Consider the following 16,971-nt stretch of genomic DNA (forward strand, 5'->3'; position numbering starts at 1 on the left):
TTAATTTAATGCCGATGTTTTGCGCAACATTAAAGCGAGCCGCACAACTGCCGTTTCGCTACAACTCGCGCCGTTTTGCCTAAGTTTCAGGCGGCCACGCGAGGCCGCGCGGCGGGCATGCGTCCGGTCAAAATGCCCGCCGCGCGCTCGCCGCTGGAGCAGGCGCCCGTCAGCAAGGCTTGTGAAAGCCAGTCGCCGCAATAGACGACCGGCGATGCGCCGCTCTGCCCGCGCGCTTCCTGCCAGCGCCAGAACGCATTCACGCGCGCGCCGTAGCCCGGCGAAAACACCGGCAGCTTGCGTGCGATCCACTGATTCGTGACCTGCACGACGTGCTCGTCGAAGCCGGGAATGCGGGCGCGCAACTCATCGCGGATCAGCACGTCGAGTTCGTGTTCGAGGCCGCGCCGGACGGCTTCATCGGCGGCTTCGGGCTTGAGCTGGCAGTAGATCTGCGTGAGCGGACGGCCGTTGGCAGGCGCGGCCGGCAATTGCTGATAGGTGGCGATGCGTCCGGGCAGACCGCGCATCGCAAAGTTCATCTTCGGCGGCAAGGGCTGCGCGAAGCCGTAATGCACGACGCCGAGCGAGTTGTAACGCACGGCATCGAACATGCGGCGTTCTTCGGGCGACGGCTCGTCGATCAGCGCGCCCGCCAGCGAGCCTTCGACCGCGCAAACGGCGTAATCGAAATGCTCGGTTTCGCCGCTCGCCAGCAGCAACGCCGCGCCGTCCGCGTGACGCCTGAGCTTGTGCACGGGCATCGCCGTCCGGACATCCAGTTGCGATGCCAGCGCCTGACACACGCGCCCCATGCCGCCCTTGAGGGTATGCACCGTGCTTTCGCCGATCATGTGCGGCACCGTCGATACATAGAACAACGCCGACAGCGTTTCCGGGTTGAAGCTGCGCGTTGCCCGGAACACCGGCTCGATCATGCGTTCCAGCACGTTCGGGCCGAGCGTCTCGCGGATGTACGCGGCGAGCGTCATGTCGTCGAGGCGCGCATCGGCATTCAGGGCGCTCGTCGCCCAGTCCGGATCGACGTGCGGCTTCGCGCGACGCATGGACAGCGCATGCGTGACGAGCCGCATCCGCTCGCCCATGCCGAGACCGGGTGTCGCCAGCGAGCGCGGCGACGGCATCAGTTCGATGGTGTGCTCACCTTCCGGCGACACGCACTGCGCCGTCAGCCGGTGCAGCGGCACCAGCGCATCCTGCATCGACAGATCGGCGACGAGGCGGTTGAACGCCTGGCCGAACGGATAGACGAGCCGTGCGCCGCTGTTGTAGACGAGGTCGCCAGTGCGCCGGTCGCCCATGCGGCCGCCGACGACGCTTTGCGCATCGAACACGGTCACCTGCGCGCCCGCCTGCTTCAGCCGATACGCGGCCGTGAGTCCCGCGATGCCCGCGCCGATCACGGCGACGCGCGGCCCGAAAAGAGATGAATTCGTCATGTGCATAAGTAGCTCGTCAGCCAACCGGCTTGGTCACAGAAGAAGGCACGCGCAGCTCGATCAGCCTGACGCCGCCGGACGCCAGCGCACGATGCAGCGCAGGCGCGAAAGCGTCCGTGGTTTCGACGGTTTCGCCGGGAACGCCGAAGGATTGCGCGAACGCGGCGAAATCGATTGCGCCGAGCGCCGTGCCCGTCGTGCGTCCGAACTGGCGGCGTTGCGCACTGTCGATTGCGCCGTACGCGCTGTTGTTCACCACGATCATCAGCAGATCGACGCCCAGGCGCTGCGCCGTCTCCAGTTCTTCCGCGTGCATCATGAAGCAGCCGTCGCCCGCAATGGCCACGACGCGCCGCGATGCGTCGAGTAAAGCTGCGGCGATCCCCGCCGGCAGGCCGTAGCCCATTGCGCCGCTTTTCGGTCCGAGCTGCGTGTTCGGCCGGCGATGACGCAAGTAACGCTGCGGCCAGGTGGCGTAGGCGCCCGCTCCGGAGGTGACGAGGGTATCGTGGGCAAGGGTTTCATCGAGCAAGGCGTAGACGGCGCGCAGATCGAGCGGGCCGGGACACGTTCCGCTTTCGATATACGCCAGCCGTTCCGCACGGGCTTCGCGGACCCACGCTTCGTCGCTTTCGCGTGTCTGCGAGACCGACACCCACGCTTCGACGAACGCGTTGGCATCCGCTGGAATGGCAAGGTCCGCGCGATACGCCGCGTTCAGTTCCGCCGCCTCGGGATGCACATGGACGAGCGCATTCGCCTGCTTCGGCGGCGTCCATAGCGTGAAGCCCGCGAACGCGCCCGCGCCGACCGTGTTCAGTTCGCCGAGCCGTCCGTTCAGCATCACGACGAGATCGGCCTGCGCGATGCGCGCCGCCAGCGCCCGGTCGATACCCAGACCGATCTCGCCCGCGAAGTTTGCATCGTCATGATCGACGAGATCGCGCCGCCGGTACGTGGTCGCCACCGGCAGGCCGTTCGCGCGCGCCAGCGACGTCAGCGTGCGCAACGACTCGCTGCGCCATCCCGTGCCGCCGACGATGAGAAACGGCTTGCGCGCCTGCGCGAGCATCGACGTGAAGCGCGTCATGTCCTGCGGCGCAGGCGCGGCGGCAGTGGGCAAAGGACGCGGCAGGTCGGCGACATCCGCAGTTTCACGCGACACGTTTTCGGGCAGCACGAGCACGACCGGACCGCGCCGGCCCGACATCGCGATGTGCCACGCGCGCGCAAGCATCTCCGGAATCCGCTGCGCGGATTCGATCAGCCCGACCCACTTCGTCAGCGGCCCGAAGACCTGATGGAAGTGCGAGACGCCGAGCATGGCTTCGCGTTCCGCGCCGTGCATGTCCGCCTGGCCGACGATCATGATCATCGGCGCGCTGTCGGTGTAGGCAGTGTGGATGGCGAGCGTCGTATTGAGCGCACCGGGCGCACGCGCCGCGAGGCACACGCCGGGCTGGCCGCTCAGCTGGCCGATCGCCTGCGCGGCGTAGGCCATGCCCGCTTCGTGCCGGAAACTCGCAAGACGGATAGACGGCGCGCGCGTCGCCAGCGCATCGACGAGTTCGAGAATGCCCTCGCCCGGTATGAACGTGACGACGGGAACGTCGAACCGATGCAGCGCATCGGCGAGAATCGCGGCCCCGTTGCGAGGCGCGGCTGAGGTCTGGTCAGGCAAGGGAACATCCTCGAAAATGCGCGCCCGCGAAGGCGCGCCTGCGAAGCATCGGAACCATCAGAAACGATGGAAGATGCCGGCCGTCACCGCGAGCTGGCGCTTGCTCGTCGATGCCCCGCCGCTGCTCGCATATTCGATGTTCGCGTGCTGTGCATCGCCGGCGGCGAGTTGGAAGATCGCATCGACGTACAGGATGGTGCGCTTCGACAGGAAGTAGTTGTTGAAGAGCGAGAACTCATGATACTGCGGAGAAAAATCCGTGGGCTGGACCTTTCCGAGTGTGTACGTGTAATCGAAGGAAAGCTGATACGCCGGCGTGATGTAGCGGCTCACGTTCGCTTCGACGTTGGTGTAGCCCGCGCGGCCGTTGGCCAGGCCGAGCGCCGCCACGCCGAGGTTTTCATAGCGGCTGTGCGTGACGACGAGGCCGTACGTCGTCTTCCCCGCCGTGTAGGAGCCGCCGCCGCCGTAAATCTCCATGCTCGACGGCGACACCGCTGCTGCAATGGTCGGCGACTGCGCCGAGATCGACGGGAACAGCGCCGTGTTCCAGATGCCTTCGCTTGCCGCAATCGACGGGTGATTCATGCGCATGTAGGCCGCCGAGAGCTTGAGCGGGCCGTTCGCATAGTTGAGGCCGAAGCTCTCCGCGCTCTGGTTGCCGAAGCTGCCCGCGACGCCGCCAAAGCTGTACATCGCGCCGCCCTGAAGGCCGTGATAGTTCGGCGTCACGTACTTCACCGCGTTGTTGGTGCGGAACTGGAAGTTGAAGTTGTTGTTGTCGCCGACGGTCGCCGCGTAGCCGTTCCACATGTAGGCGGCCGAATATTGCGCGAGCCAGTCCTGCGTCAGGTCGTACTGACGGCCGAAGGTGAGCGAGCCGTAGTTGTCGGATTGCAGTCCGACATACGCCTGACGGCCGAACTGACGTCCGCCCTGCGCCGATGAACCCGTGTTGGGATTGAAGCCGCCTTCGAGCTGGAACACGGTACGCAGTCCGCCGCCGAGGTTTTCGACGCCGCGGAAACCCCAGCGGCTCGGACCGTTGGCCGTCGATACGGACGCGCCCTTCAGCGAATTGTTCGTGTAGATGAGACCCGACATCACCACGCCGTACAGCGTGACGCTGCTGTCGGACGGCGCGGTCTGCGCATGAGCGGCGGTGGCGGCGGTGGTGGATGCAAGCAGCAGCATCGTGGAGCAGACTCGTTTCATGTTCTTGTTCCGTTCAGGCGGTCGTGGGCGGCATCGGTGGAAAAGCGCGTATGGGTCAGAGCAGCGCATGGCTTGTATGGCCACGAACCGCAGAGTAAAAACCACCATGAGCATCGACAATCGGGTAAAAAAAGTTAGAACCGATTTCCTTCATTTGAGGATCGGTTCGCTGGTGCCGAGTGTGGGATTTGTCATCGTGCGTGCGTCGGATGCACGGTGCAAACGATTGCACGGACGGGTTGGAAGCCAGCCGTCCAAAGAGATAGGCGATCGGATTTGTTTATTTTGTCGGCCTGCCGGTGCGCGGCGCTTCTTCTCACAATGAGCCAGAGCCAACTCTTCGGGCCTTCGACTCATGCGTTCTTCTTCTTCGTTGCGCACTCGCACGATTCACGGCGTAAGCATCGGCATTCTGATGCTCGATACGGGCTTCATGCGCCTGCCCGGCGATATCGGTCACGGCGACACCTGGCCGTTTCCGGTGCAGTACGCGCTGATGGAAGGCGTCACCGGACCGATGGTCATGGCCGCCGCCGCAGGCGACCGCGAAGCCGCCGCACCGCTGATCGACCGTTTTGTCGATGCGGCGAACCGGCTCGCGCGTCTGGGCGTCGACGGCATTGCGACGAGTTGCGGTTTTCTGGTGGCGTTTCAGCGAGAGATCGCGGCGCGCTGCACCGTGCCGGTTGCGACCTCCAGCCTGCTGCAACTACCGATGGCCGCCAGCGTGCTGAACGGCGGCAAGCGCGTGGGCGTGCTGACGGCGAAGCGTTCCGCGTTGACAGCGGCGCATCTGCTGGCGGCGAATGCATCGCCGGATGTGCCGGTTGCGGGTTTGCCCGAAACCTCGCGCTTCTTTCAGAATCAACTCACGAATGCCGCCCATGTGAGTTTCGACGATCAGGCACACGACATTCTCGACTGCGCCGCGCGCCTGCTGGACGAGCATCCGGATATCGGCGCGATCGTGAGCGAGTGCGCCAATTTTGCGCCTTATTCATCGCTCATTGCGGAGCGATTCGACGTGGCCGTGTATGACGTCGTGAGCCTGATCGAATGGTTCCAGCAGGGGTTGCGGCCCCGGCGCCTGAATGCCTCCTGCCCTGCCTGAACTGCCGCTCGGACCGATAGTGTCTTCTGACTGGACGGGCGGGAGCGAACCGGTCAGCCAAATCAGTTCGACGTTGCGCCGGCACTCCCGTGTTACCGATAGTCAACTACGGCTGCACGCGGTGCTTGTAGTCGTGCACCGTTTCCTTCGCGTAGTTCCAGTATTGCCCGGCGCGACCCTCGCGACCGCGCATCTGGCGCAACTGCTGTTCATCCAAATCTTGCGCGCACACATGGAAACCGACGCGGTGCTGTCCGCAGGCTGGTTTCGCGCGCTGGGCGACCGACGTCTTGCGCCCGCCCTGGCCTTGATGCACGGCGAACCCGCGCGCAACTGGCGTCTCGAAGAACTCGCCGATGCCTGCGCGATGTCGCGCACCACTTTCGCGCTGCGCTTCAGAACGACGGCGGGCGTGCCCGCTCTGACGTATCTCGCCGAGTGGCGCATGCGTCTCGCAGAGCGCGCATTGCGGATGGCGCGACGCCATTCGATGAGGAGTACATACAAAATGTGTTAATGTTAGTTATGTGAAATTTGAGATTTCACTGTGGGGCTTGGGTTTACTTGCGTTTTGCCAGCTCGCGAAAGCTCCACCGACAAAACTGCGCTATCCTGGCTGCCGGGATCGTCGACGGCCGATCGTGGGCTTGACGGCGATCGGCAGGACGTGACCCTGAACGGACGAACGGTTCCTCAGAGGTCCAAGGGCCGCTAAGGGAGACAAGCCATTCATCCAACTCACTTGCGTTCCGGTGCCACATGCTGACTCCGCGCATAGCCACCGAAACATCTATCGCGATCGAAACCTGGGCCCTGCGGGCGAGGGGTTGACTTGTTTTGGATTGAGGTGATCGATCGGCGCTCAGAAGAAAAGTTGAACGGCCTTAAGAGGTCCATCACAGTCAAGCGATTCGGGCTACGTCGTGTTTCGTTATAGATCATAGGCGTGCGAGTCCAATAAGTCCCGTTTTCAGAGGCGATCACTTCGGGTTTTTGCAGGACCTGCATGCTGCGACTTTCAGGCTGCCGTGGATGAGCACGGGGGCTGCTTGAGCCGATCGATACGAAGCTTCAGCATGCCACGGTCTTCATTTATGAGCGTGGCGTGGCTTGCGCTATCGGTTTGGCTCGGACCTGTCGGCATCCAATATACGCCGTCCTCTGTAAAGAGTTTGTGCCATTCGTCGAAACGTCGCTCGTCCAGCAGCCGCGCCTCGCGATAAATGAACTTGATCGCTGAATCGATCGACGAAGCGTTGGCATTCATATGTCATCCTTAACAGTGAAATGCACCATCGATGCGCAGCCAGATAGAATTGGAATGCAAGGGCGAAACTACGAAGTCTCGCTCTTCAGCCATCAAGTGCGAACCACGGGGGTGCCGACCGCTATGCGTCCAGAACCAGTTGACTCTAACAGGCTCTCGACACGCATATCTGCATGACGCGTCCCGATCGCTTCTCTTCTTCACTTAGACAGTAGTCGCGGTGCTCCACCCTGCCCTCGACTACCGTCGTTTGGCAGATGCCGCACTCGCCCCGTCGACAGTCATACAAAGGGTCGAGTCCGGCCTCAAGCATCGCGTCCAGTATCGTCTGGCCGGGCCCGACTAGCAGAGATAACCCCGATTTGCGATGTCGAGGCCAATTTGAAATGTCCGATATCGGGGGTGCGGTGGAATTCTTGGACTGGGTTATGTTGTCAGTCCGAGACTCTCCCGATATTCGATCGGACTGAGTGCGCCAAGCGAGATCTTGATCCGTTTCTCGTTGTACCAGCGAATGTACGAGTCAACGACCTCAATGAACTGGTCGGTGCTGATGGCTTGCCAGTCCCGAGAGTAAAACAGTTCCGTTATTAGCCGTCCAAAGAAGCCTTCGCACGCCGCGTCATCGGGCGAGCAGCCCTTGCGCGACATTGAACGAATCAGATTGGCCTCCCGTATTCGGCAAAGCCAGCCTGGCCAGCGATAATGCGCACCGCGATCTGAATGGACGACAGGTCGGCTGTTGCTACTGCCTAGTGCTTCGATGGCAGCATCGAGCATCGTATTCACAAGCTCGACGTCTGGTCGCGTACCGATCGACCAACTGAGCACAAGCCCATCGAAGCAGTCAATGATCGGCGACAGATAGACTTTGCCGGCAGGAATCTGGAACTCCGTGATGTCCGTGAGCCACTTTTCATTCGGTGCTGCGGCCTGGAAATCCCGGTTGATAAGGTTGCCCGGAGCAGGACCGATTTCTCCAGCGTAGGAGCCATACCGACGTCGACTCGTCGTGGCCGCGCTTAGCTGTTCCTGCTTCATCAAGCGCCGAACGACTTTTTCCGAGATGAAGACTTTCTGCCTGCCAACCGCCGCACGCACCCGGCGATATCCGTAGCAGCGGTGGTTCAGTTCAAAGATATCTGCAATGGCAAGGCGTACACCGGCATACTTGTCGGCAGTCTGTAAGTGCGTGCCGAATACCCGAAGTCTTCCCGAGAGCGCGTTTCTTTCGTTCGGGCTGCAGCTCGTCGAGCCAGGCGACGAGCGTCCCGCGTCCCGGATATCCCAAGGCCCTTGTCGTTGCTGCCAGACACTGGCCGTGGCTCATGTAGTGGTCCGTGGCCGCCTTTTTTTGTTCTGCCGAGTAGCGCGGCCTCAAGCAAATACGTTCCCTCGGCAAATCCAGGAATCGCTCGTACGCGTGATACCAACGTTCGAGAGATTTAGTTGTGGGATAGCCCAATTGACGAACCGTCGCGGTAAGGCGCTTCCCAAGCTTCAAATAGAGCTTCACTGCTCGGATGCGGTCTTCGTACGAATACATGGACTAGCTCCTCATAGTCCAAGAATTCCGCCGCACCCCCTATACGGACATTACAATCTAGCCGCTACATGCGAAGCTCGACATCGGTAGCGTTATGTCAAGTCCTCAGGATCGTGCTGTCCGCTGCGTGCCGGACACCCGATGCCAGGTTAGCATCCCGATTTGTACCGCAGCGCCACGGATTTTGCATCGCTACGCTGGGTCGCTTCGTAGATCGCCGCGGAGCACTGACGGTGGAAAGCTGGCGAACAGGCTATCTCGGGATCCGCCAAGTACTGCGCGATCTGAGCGAGTTCGAGCTCAACACTTTCTACAATTTCTCCAAGCAAGAGATCGCGCTCATCGAGACGCGGCGCTCGGATCTATATCGTCTTGCCGTCGCGCTGCACGTCGGCTTCATACGAATGTCCGGGCGATCATTGGACTCGGATCGCCAGATACCTGCGATGTTGTGGCGACACCTCGGTCGACAACTGCATGTCCAGCCGCCCGATCTCGGCACTCTGCGTTCGATCTGTGACGGACGCCTCGATACGCTGTCAGACGTCTTCGGCGCACGGGCAGCCGGTTTTCGTGTTTTCGGAACCGCCGGGACCCCTTCCTCCGCTACTGGCTTAGCTGCGGTCCTTCGCTTCGTAGCAGGATTCGCTTCGCATTGCCCTTGGAAAGGCTTGCCCTTAGCGCCTCCATGAGATCGATGACCTCGGCGGACGCAATTTCTTCCTGCGTTTCCGTGGCCACAATCTGCTTACCTGCGATCTTCTGGTCGATGGCGGCCAGTACCCGTTTCTTTTCTTCGTCTTCATACGCTGCCGCGTCGTACACGTCCGCCGCACCTTGCTCGATGATTTGCACGGCCAGTTTCAGCTCCGACTCCGACACCGCCACGCGTTCAATACCAAGATCTTTTAGAGAGCGTACCTCGTCAGCGAACAGGAGCTGCTGAAAGACCATGCCGTCCTCGGACGGACGTACCTGAACGATGCGCGTCTTACCTTTGTAGCTCCACTTCGCGAGCGCGCAACGACCGGTCTTGGCGAGCGCCTCCTGTAACAGGCTATAAGGCTTGCCACCACGCTTATCGGGGGCGATAAAGTACGCCTTGTCGTAGAAAATCGGATCGACCGACTGTTCAGGGACGAACGACACGATCTCAACGACGTGACTCGCGCCCTCCTCTAGCGCCTTTGATTCTTCGGCGGTGAAGACAACATAGCTATCTTTTTCGAACTGGTAGCCGTTCTGCATCGACGATCGTTCTACCACCTGTCCGAACGACTCCGATACGTATTGCTGCTTTACCCGTGAACCGTCAGGTGCGAGCGTGTTGAAACGAATTTACGACGAACTCTCGGTCGCTGAATAAAGCCGAACCGGAATGGACACCAGGCCGAAAGACAGAGAGAGCGACGCAATCGAGCGAGCTACCATGAGGCTTCCCCTAGCCGGCATCCTGATCTTGCATTTCGGCGGACGAAAGATGCGATCCATCGCCCGAAGCTAGTAGGGCGTGGAAGCAGAATAGCACTGGTCACGCTGTCATTTGGAGCACCCAAACTTTTGGTCGCACCCTTTTTTTACGCGCACTTCGACCATTGCGATGATGTGTGATGGAGGCCATCGGTACGTCCATTGCTCAAGGCAGATCGCACACGAAGGTTCAAACGACAACGATCATGGCCCCGTCACGCAAGGCTAGCTCCCAGCCGCTCGATGAATACAAGCAACGACGAAACTTCGCCTCGACACCCGAGCCGCGCGCCGATTTAAGCGCCGTCGCAGGCAATGCCTTCGTTGTGCAGAAACACTGGGCAAGCCGTCTGCATTATGACTTTCGACTGGAGCACAATGGCGTGCTTTTGTCTTGGGCGGTCCCTAAAGGGCCCTGCTACGACCCGGGGAAAAAACAGATTGCTATCCACGTCGAAGATCATCCGGTCGACTACGCGTCGTTCGAGGGTGTCATCCCGCCCAAACAATACGGTGCTGGCCGGGTTATTGTCTGGGACCACGGCACCTGGGATCCCGCGGGAGACCCCGGCCGCGGCATGACCAAGGGGAAGATCTTATTTCGCCTGCACGGAGAGAAACTCGCGGGGCTCTGGGAACTGGTGCGTATCGCCAAGCCAGGGGACAAGCAAGACGCCTGGATGCTGTTCAAAAAGCGAGACGAGTGGGCACGTTCGATCAACGAGTATGACGTCATCAAAGCGCTCCCAGACAGCGTCATCGCGCATCCACTTGGTCTGCTGGAAGAGCGTGAGCCCAAAATCGGCCGAAGCGTACGCGATGCAGATCCAACCATCGACTTGTCTGCCGCGGTGCGTTCTCGCATGCCGGCGAAGCTTGAGCCACAACTCGCTACGCTGTCTGCCGCGCTGCCTAAAACAGGCGACTGGATCACCGAGAATAAGCTGGACGGGTATCGTCTCCTTGCTCGGATCGACAAAGGCCAAGTCAAGCTACTCACACGCAATGGCCACGACTGGACGACAAAATTTCCGACCTTAAGAGACGAGATACAAAGGCTTGCCGTCACAAGTGCCTGGCTCGACGGCGAAATGGTCATGCTCAAAGACGGCCTTCCAAGCTTTTCTGCCCTCCAACAGGCGATCGACGGTCCGACCAATCAGGACATCCTCTTCTTCCTGTTCGACTTGATGTACTTAGACGGGAGAGATCTCAGGCGTGTCCCGCTTTGGGCCCGACGCGCCCAGCTTGCAACCCTGGTTCAAGAAAGCAGTGAACACCTCATTTTCAGTCAAGATTTCGATGCGTCCCCTGCACAGATGTTCGAGGCTGCTGCAAGCCTGGGTCTCGAAGGTCTGATGCTCAAGCGGCGCGACGCACCTTACGAGTCGGGACGAACAGACACTTGGTTAAAGGCTAAGGCCCGGCTGCGCCAGGAGTTTGTGATTTGCGGCATGACTGCCCGCGCAGGGAACACGGGAGAAGTCGGCAGTTTGCTTCTCGGCTATTATGCGGGCGACAAGCTCCACCATGCTGGGAGTGTTGGCACCGGTTGGAGTGCGAAAACCGCACGAGACTTATGGAAGCAGCTTGCGCCGCTTCGCTTAAGCGCACCGCCGTTCGACACGCCCGTGAAAAAGCCAGGACGATGGTCGAAGCGAGCAGCCGGTAGCGAAGCGTGGGTGCAGCCTCAATTTGTCGCGGAGGTTGAGTTCGCCGAGTGGACCGGTGACGATGTCGTTAGACAGGCATCATTTCGGGGGCTAAGACTTGATAAGCCTGCACGCAGCGTCGTGCGCGAAGGAGGAAAGACCGAACGTCCTGTGCTCGCGCCGAATCTCAAGATCACCCATCCAGAACGGGTGATTGATGTCGCGACAGGAGTGACGAAAGCTGAGTTGATCCATTACTACGCGAGCGTTATCGACTGGATGTTGCCGCATTTGAGAGATCGCCCCATCGCGCTCGTCAGAGCGCCGGAGGGTGTGTTGGGTCAGCTCTTCTTTCAGAAACACGCCGAGAAGACAGCAATGCCTGGTTTAACGGCTCACGATCGCGACCTATGGCCCGGGCATCCGCCACTACTCACGGTCGATACCCCAGAAGCGCTTCTGGCCGCCGCGCAAATGAACGCCATCGAGTTCCACACATGGAACTCGGTTGCCGCTCGTCTTGGTAAGCCGGATCGGGTGATTTTCGACCTCGACCCCGGCGACGGCGTCAAATGGGCTCATGTGCAGGAGGCGGCACAGTTGGTACGTGCCTTACTCTCCGAATTGGGGCTGAAGGCGTGGCTCAAAACGAGCGGCGGAAAGGGATTGCACGTCGTTGTACCGCTCACACCGCGTCTTCAATACGCGAGCGTCAAAGCATTTTCACAAGCGTTCGTGCGGCATCTAGCCAAGACCATCCCAGAGCGTTTCTCGGCAATTTCGGGGCCGTCCAACCGCGTAGGCAAAATCTATGTGGATTATCTGCGCAACGGCAAAGCGCAAACGACAGCCGCGGCGTTCTCAGCACGCACCCGACCGGGGCTCGGTGTATCGATGCCCATTGGGTGGGAACAACTTGCAGAAGTTAAAAGCGGCGCGCAGTGGACCGTCCAGACCGCACGTGAATACCTGAGCTTTCGGACGGAAGACCCCTGGAAAGACTACTGGTCCACTGGGCAGACACTGACCTCCGCCACGAAACGATTGCCGTAACGCGAATGCTATGACGCGGCTGCCGTGAAGCGACCTTAATAGTTCGGCTCCGACAGCCATACACATCCGAAAACGGTAGAAAAAATTGAATAGTTTGAGTCAACTTTTTGAGAACGCGGAATGATTTTCGACGACGAACGGCTTTTTGAGAGGAGGAGATGATGGACGTGCCAATGACCGAGGAACAGATTAGAAGCCTTGCTCACCGTCTCTGGGAAGAGGCCGGAAGCCCCGACCGACGGCCTTTACATGTTGAGCCCCTTCAAGTCCGGCGAAGCACCGCTCACGCCGTCACGGAAACGGCTATCGATCAGTCCGCCACAAGCTTCCCGATGCCTCTTTGGTGCACAATCGGCACAAAGGCCACAAGGATACGACATGAGTACGATGGACGACCCAGATTCGATTTCCCTGGCATTGTCTGACGGCACCAAGGTTTCTGCACTACTCCACGTGCCGGAGGACGCGCGCGCTTTGTATGTCTTCGCGCACGGTGCGGGAGCGGGCATGCAGCACGCCGGCATGTCGTCATTGGCCAACGCGCTTGCGGTGGTCAATGTCGCCACATTGCGCTATCAGTTTCCGTACATGGAGCGGGGCTCCAAGCGAGTTGACTCGCCGGCCGTGGCGCATGCTGCCGTGCGGGCAGCCGTCGCAGACGCCCGGCGGCGGCTGCCCGCCCTGCCGCTCTTCGCGGGCGGCAGATCGTTCGGCGGCCGCATGACGTCCCAAGCTCAAGCCATCTCCCCGCTCGACGGCGTGCGTGGCCTCGTTTTTGTTGCGTTCCCACTGCATCCGGCGGGCAAGCCCGGCGTGGAACGGGCAAAGCACCTGGCGGACGTCATGGTACCGATGCTCTTCCTGCAAGGCACGCGCGACAAGCTGGCCGAGCTTCACCTTCTGCGGTCGGTCGTCGAACCGCTGGCGCCGCGCGCCGCGCTGCATCTGGTGGACGACGCAGATCATTCGTTTCACGTGCGCGCGTCCTCTGGCCGGACCGACGCAGAGGTGCTACTTGAACTGGCACGCACGATGTCGATGTGGTTCTTCTCAGAAGGAGAGTTCACGCGCGCCACCTGAGCAGGCACAAGAATGCCCATAGCAGAGTCGGCACGAGAGTCGGCGGACTCGCCGGGCTGTGCTCCCCCGCTCAATCACTTCGCTATTTACAGATGGGTCCGTCGCATAGCCGCGATCGCCGCCTTATGCGTGGCCACGGACGCATGACTTTGCAGTCGCAACTTGGTTGGAAGAAGCCAATCCTGCCTTCTCGAAGGCATTTTCACCGAGAGTTATGTAAAGACGGCGCAAGATTTCGCGCTGACGGTCGCGGTGCATTGCGACGACCAACGCGAGCTGATTGTTGCTGCCAAGCCCGCGCAACCGATTGATATTTACCTCAAGATGAACTCCGGAATGAACCGCCTGGGCTTCACGCCGGACCGTTACCGCGCGGCTTGGGAGCGTGCAAACGTGTCCAAAGGCATTGGTAACATCGCGCTGATGACCCACTTTGCGAACGCCGACGAAGGTAGCGTCGATTGGCAGCTTGAGAGATTCGACGAAGTAACAGTCGACATCCCGGGATTGCGCAGTCTCTCGAATTCGGCAGCGGCGTTGTGGCACGCTCGCGCTCATCGCGATTGGGTGCGTTCAGGCATCGTGCTCTACGGTGGTTCTCCTTCCGGACGCGCGGATGACCTCGGTGACCTCGTGCTGCGTCCCGCGATGACGCTCAGCAGCGAAATCATCGGCATCCAGAACATGCACGCGGGAGAAACCGTCGGCTATGCACGAAGCTACCGAGCAGATGCTGGCATTCGAATCGGCGTTGTGGCTTGCGGATATGCAGACGGTTACCCACGGCATGCTCCCACAGAAACGCCTGTCTCAGTCGATGGCGTCACGACGCGCACCGTCGGTCGTGTTTCGATGGACATGCTCACGGTCGACCTTACGCAATGTCCCAATGCTGGTATCGGTTCAAAAGTAGAGCTATGGGGCGAGCAGGTCCGGATTGATCACGTCGCATCCTCGTCGGGCACGATTGGATACGAATTGATGTGTGCACTCGCTCGCCGCGTCCCCGTCACCGCGACGACCTAAACAGCGCCTGGCTAGTACAGAGCGAATCACGATTCCAGTATCAATCCTTTCTGAGGCAACATGAATTAAGATAGAAGCCCCGCAAGCGCCCGCAGCAATTGGCCCGTACTCGCAAGCAATCGCGAAAGACGGCTTTTTGTTCGTTTCGGGACAACTTTCGCTCGACGCCCAATCGGTGAGATGGTCGGCTCAAATGCCGCGCAGCAAATCGAACAATGTCTAAAAACATGGGGGCCATTGCTGAGGCTGCCTAGCGCTGGCAGGCCAAGTCGCGTCAAGGTCGTATGGGCTTGCCTCGTGAATTTTTGTCTGGCCGTTGCGTATCTAATAGATAGCTAACGATCGAATTATATTGGCTTAGTCTTCGCTGCGTCACTCGAAGCGAATCTGGCTTGACCTGAAGTCGCAGTCCTTAAGTGGCACAAGGTGACGGCAGCAAGACTTCCGACAGCAAATCGCAGCGGGCATGCACTCGGGACGGCGCCATGTCGGTATAACCGGCAGACATGCTCATTGTCCGGTCAGCGCTGCATTCCCGGAATTTCCTCACGCAGTGACATAACTAGCGTACCGCTACCGATCGGGTCGTCACAGTCATTGTTATCGTCGAGTCGACTTATGCGGCAACGACTTTGACTCGAGGCTCAAAAACGGGGCCAGACAGCGAAAAAATAGCATCAAACCCATAACCGGCATAAAGCCGAGGTGCAGCGCCGGCCGGAATGTTGTAGTACCGCGGCTCTCTCTCAGGTCCTGGCTGGCCGAATGGACGTCCAGCGCTGCGCCTTTAATCTTATTAAGTAATCGTTTTCATGTCACGTAGAAAAATGCCCGAAACAACGCGAGTTTTTCAATCGCCGAGTCATGAAGCAAAAAAAACCGACCTAACGGGTCGGTTTAAAAGTTCTGGCCATTCCGAGGGCCTGCCAGAACCTGAGAGACGATTCATCAAACAAGTCCTCAAAGTTCAGAGGAACCGGTACCAAGACTTTACCAGAACGCGGCGCACCGATTGTGCGCCTCCTTACACTCCACCTGAGGATCCGATCGATCAAGAGAGGGCAAGAGCCCGTCACAGAAGTCCAGCACAGCGTAATCGCAAACGAGTTCTTTGAATCGAGTGTCGACTACGGCGCCCGGCGTAGCCGAGATTAAACCTGAGTGCGACCTTGTCACGCAGTTGGTCGAGTGGTGCATTCATAGCATTGCAAGTCAAATTGTTCCCGCCTAGCTGCGGGCGGTCCGTGCTTTGCAAACGTCGTTCCACCCGCCATGAGCTCCCCTTATGGACGTCAAGGATGGTCCTTATTGGATGGGAGCAACAGCGCCTAATTTTTGCGCTATCAAGCGTTCATAGACCCCGTACTTCAACTCGACCTCTGCCTCGCTGAGGACCGCGACTGTCACAGTAATCCGGTCCAACGGCAGTCCCATTAATGTTGTTAATGCAAGCTCCAGAGGCGCGACGCATGCCTTGTCCTGGGGGACAGTCGTCGCCACACTGACGATGTAGACCCCGTCTTCGTCTCGCAGAAGCACTTCGACTAGCCTTGCTCGGGCGCTCATCGTATGTTCGATGCCAATTTTGGAAATTTCTGCCAGCGTGCGTAGCGTTTCAGTCGGAAAGCCGTGCGTCGCGCTTAGCCGTGTGCGATGCTTACCGAGCGTGACCCATTCTGTATTGAAGCTCATGGTTATGCCCCGTTACTAGTGGAAGATTGGGGCGAGGTTATGATCCGAGTCACCGTTTTTCAAGGGGCGCAGTGGGCTAACAAATTTTGAAAATCGCCCCTTGAAAAACCCGTAGCAATCGCCTATTTTCGTCTCGTTGCTTGAGCAGTCGCGTACGTCGCGCTGCGTGTTTCGATTTATTTGTCAGCGGTCAGGCAGATGAACTGGAGCGCGTCGCCCGTTTGTCTCCTTGCCGCATCTATAGGAGAACCCGACCATGAGTGACCTCTTTTTCGGAACGAGCCTTTTCGAAGACTTCAATCGCCTTGAAAATCAGATGTCCAGCCTGTTGAGCGGCTCGCCGTCTAGCCTTCGCGCTGCACGCGCAGGGACATTCCCGCATATCAACATGGGCGTCACCGATGACTCGGTAGAAATTGTTGCGTTTGCTCCTGGCATCGATCCGACGCAGCTGAACGTGACAATCGAGAAAGGGCTGCTGTTAATCAGTGGCGAGCGTCAGAATGCAGCGCGCAGCGACAACGCGGAACAAACGCGTACCTATGCGCAGGAGCGGTTCAACGGTTCGTTTCGGCGAGCAATCGAGCTGCCGCGCGATGCCGACCCGGACAAGGTGCAAGCTCGCTATGCAAACGGATGTCTAACGGTGAGCGTCGGCAACCGAGAGTCGTCCAAACCGCGTGCTATCGCCGTCCAATAAAAACCCGCGCTGATCCTT

General features: G+C 59.7%; 12 protein-coding genes and 5 pseudogenes. 9 read left to right on the forward strand and 8 right to left on the reverse strand.

Going from position 1 to position 16,971, the window contains the following annotated elements:
* Nucleotides 1-86: 86 nt before the first annotated feature.
* The 3 genes from QCE79_RS31260 to QCE79_RS31270 are packed head-to-tail and all read right to left on the reverse strand — an operon-like array spanning nucleotide 87 to nucleotide 4,356.
* On the reverse strand, nucleotides 87-1,460 hold the full coding sequence (locus QCE79_RS31260; protein ID WP_309850828.1) for an NAD(P)/FAD-dependent oxidoreductase: 1,374 nt from the start codon (nucleotides 1,458-1,460) through the stop codon (nucleotides 87-89).
* A gap of 16 nt (nucleotides 1,461-1,476) precedes the next feature.
* On the reverse strand, nucleotides 1,477-3,141 hold the full coding sequence (locus tag QCE79_RS31265; protein WP_309850831.1) for a thiamine pyrophosphate-dependent enzyme: 1,665 nt from the start codon (nucleotides 3,139-3,141) through the stop codon (nucleotides 1,477-1,479).
* A gap of 57 nt (nucleotides 3,142-3,198) precedes the next feature.
* Entirely contained in the window at nucleotides 3,199-4,356 is a 1,158-nt protein-coding gene (locus QCE79_RS31270) for a porin (RefSeq protein WP_309850833.1), read from the reverse strand.
* A 355-nt stretch (nucleotides 4,357-4,711) separates the two neighbouring features.
* Between QCE79_RS31270 and QCE79_RS31275 the strand changes: the two genes are divergently transcribed.
* Both QCE79_RS31275 and QCE79_RS31280 read left to right on the forward strand, forming a co-directional pair.
* Entirely contained in the window at nucleotides 4,712-5,467 is a 756-nt protein-coding gene (locus QCE79_RS31275) for an aspartate/glutamate racemase family protein (RefSeq protein ID WP_309850835.1), read from the forward strand.
* Between the two features lie 163 nt (nucleotides 5,468-5,630).
* Nucleotides 5,631-5,939 (forward strand): annotated as a pseudogene (locus QCE79_RS31280) (AraC family transcriptional regulator); the annotation flags it as partial.
* Nucleotides 5,940-6,485: 546 nt separating this feature from the next.
* Here QCE79_RS31280 and QCE79_RS31285 read toward each other — a convergent pair.
* The 3 genes and pseudogenes from QCE79_RS31285 to QCE79_RS31295 form a co-directional block, all read right to left on the reverse strand.
* Nucleotides 6,486-6,734 (reverse strand): aromatic-ring-hydroxylating dioxygenase subunit beta, encoded by a 249-nt coding sequence (locus tag QCE79_RS31285; RefSeq protein WP_309850837.1) that lies wholly within the window; start codon nucleotides 6,732-6,734, stop codon nucleotides 6,486-6,488.
* A gap of 145 nt (nucleotides 6,735-6,879) precedes the next feature.
* Nucleotides 6,880-7,245: a 2Fe-2S iron-sulfur cluster-binding protein gene (locus QCE79_RS31290; RefSeq protein WP_309851253.1), complete on the reverse strand. Its 366-nt coding sequence runs from the start codon at nucleotides 7,243-7,245 to the stop codon at nucleotides 6,880-6,882.
* Nucleotides 7,161-8,280: pseudogene (locus tag QCE79_RS31295) on the reverse strand (IS3 family transposase). The gene QCE79_RS31290 and the pseudogene QCE79_RS31295 overlap by 85 nt, the downstream one beginning before the upstream one ends.
* A 233-nt stretch (nucleotides 8,281-8,513) precedes the next feature.
* Between QCE79_RS31295 and QCE79_RS31300 the strand changes: the two are divergent.
* A pseudogene (locus QCE79_RS31300) lies at nucleotides 8,514-8,855 on the forward strand (DUF4158 domain-containing protein); the annotation flags it as partial.
* On the opposite strand, the pseudogene QCE79_RS31305 reads toward QCE79_RS31300, so the two are convergent.
* Nucleotides 8,804-9,711: pseudogene (locus QCE79_RS31305) on the reverse strand (Ku protein); the annotation flags it as partial. The pseudogenes QCE79_RS31300 and QCE79_RS31305 sit on opposite strands and share 52 nt — an antisense overlap.
* 245 nt (nucleotides 9,712-9,956) lie before the next feature.
* Here QCE79_RS31305 and ligD point away from each other — a divergent pair.
* The 5 genes and pseudogenes from ligD to QCE79_RS31330 all read left to right on the forward strand — a co-directional run bounded on the left by ligD (nucleotide 9,957) and on the right by QCE79_RS31330 (nucleotide 14,784).
* Nucleotides 9,957-12,455, forward strand: a complete 2,499-nt coding sequence (gene ligD, locus QCE79_RS31310; protein ID WP_309850839.1) for a DNA ligase D — start codon at nucleotides 9,957-9,959, stop codon at nucleotides 12,453-12,455.
* Between the two features lie 173 nt (nucleotides 12,456-12,628).
* On the forward strand, nucleotides 12,629-12,880 hold the full coding sequence (locus tag QCE79_RS31315; RefSeq protein WP_309850840.1) for a DUF2934 domain-containing protein: 252 nt from the start codon (nucleotides 12,629-12,631) through the stop codon (nucleotides 12,878-12,880).
* The gene (locus tag QCE79_RS31320; protein WP_309851257.1) at nucleotides 12,843-13,535 is read left to right on the forward strand and encodes an alpha/beta family hydrolase; all 693 of its coding nucleotides are present in this window, start codon (nucleotides 12,843-12,845) and stop codon (nucleotides 13,533-13,535) included. Before QCE79_RS31315 ends, QCE79_RS31320 begins: the two co-directional genes overlap by 38 nt.
* A 158-nt stretch (nucleotides 13,536-13,693) precedes the next feature.
* Nucleotides 13,694-14,561 (forward strand): annotated as a pseudogene (gene alr, locus QCE79_RS31325) (alanine racemase); the annotation flags it as partial.
* A 70-nt stretch (nucleotides 14,562-14,631) separates the two neighbouring features.
* On the forward strand, nucleotides 14,632-14,784 hold the full coding sequence (locus QCE79_RS31330) for a Rid family hydrolase (protein WP_309851259.1): 153 nt from the start codon (nucleotides 14,632-14,634) through the stop codon (nucleotides 14,782-14,784).
* 1,082 nt (nucleotides 14,785-15,866) lie between these two features.
* On the opposite strand, the gene QCE79_RS31335 is transcribed toward QCE79_RS31330, so the two are convergent.
* A complete protein-coding gene (locus QCE79_RS31335; RefSeq protein WP_309850841.1) occupies nucleotides 15,867-16,253 on the reverse strand; it encodes a hypothetical protein in 387 nt (128 codons plus the stop codon).
* Nucleotides 16,254-16,509: 256 nt separating this feature from the next.
* Between QCE79_RS31335 and QCE79_RS31340 the strand changes: the two genes are divergently transcribed.
* Nucleotides 16,510-16,953 (forward strand): Hsp20/alpha crystallin family protein, encoded by a 444-nt coding sequence (locus QCE79_RS31340; protein ID WP_309850842.1) that lies wholly within the window; start codon nucleotides 16,510-16,512, stop codon nucleotides 16,951-16,953.
* Nucleotides 16,954-16,971: the final 18 nt, after the last annotated feature.

The organism is Caballeronia sp. LZ003, from assembly GCF_031451465.1.
In the GTDB taxonomy this organism is placed as follows: Bacteria; Pseudomonadota; Gammaproteobacteria; order Burkholderiales; family Burkholderiaceae; genus Caballeronia.

Coding starts and splice junctions, on each gene's coding strand:
- QCE79_RS31260 (WP_309850828.1), bottom strand. CDS start 1,460: ATGACGAATTCATCTCTTTTCGGGCCGCGCGTCGCCGTGATCGGCGCG.
- QCE79_RS31270 (WP_309850833.1), bottom strand. CDS start 4,356: ATGAAACGAGTCTGCTCCACGATGCTGCTGCTTGCATCCACCACCGCC.
- QCE79_RS31275 (WP_309850835.1), top strand. CDS start 4,712: ATGCGTTCTTCTTCTTCGTTGCGCACTCGCACGATTCACGGCGTAAGC.
- QCE79_RS31285 (WP_309850837.1), bottom strand. CDS start 6,734: ATGAATGCCAACGCTTCGTCGATCGATTCAGCGATCAAGTTCATTTAT.
- ligD (WP_309850839.1), top strand. CDS start 9,957: ATGGCCCCGTCACGCAAGGCTAGCTCCCAGCCGCTCGATGAATACAAG.
- QCE79_RS31315 (WP_309850840.1), top strand. CDS start 12,629: ATGACCGAGGAACAGATTAGAAGCCTTGCTCACCGTCTCTGGGAAGAG.
- QCE79_RS31320 (WP_309851257.1), top strand. CDS start 12,843: ATGGACGACCCAGATTCGATTTCCCTGGCATTGTCTGACGGCACCAAG.
- QCE79_RS31335 (WP_309850841.1), bottom strand. CDS start 16,253: ATGAGCTTCAATACAGAATGGGTCACGCTCGGTAAGCATCGCACACGG.
- QCE79_RS31340 (WP_309850842.1), top strand. CDS start 16,510: ATGAGTGACCTCTTTTTCGGAACGAGCCTTTTCGAAGACTTCAATCGC.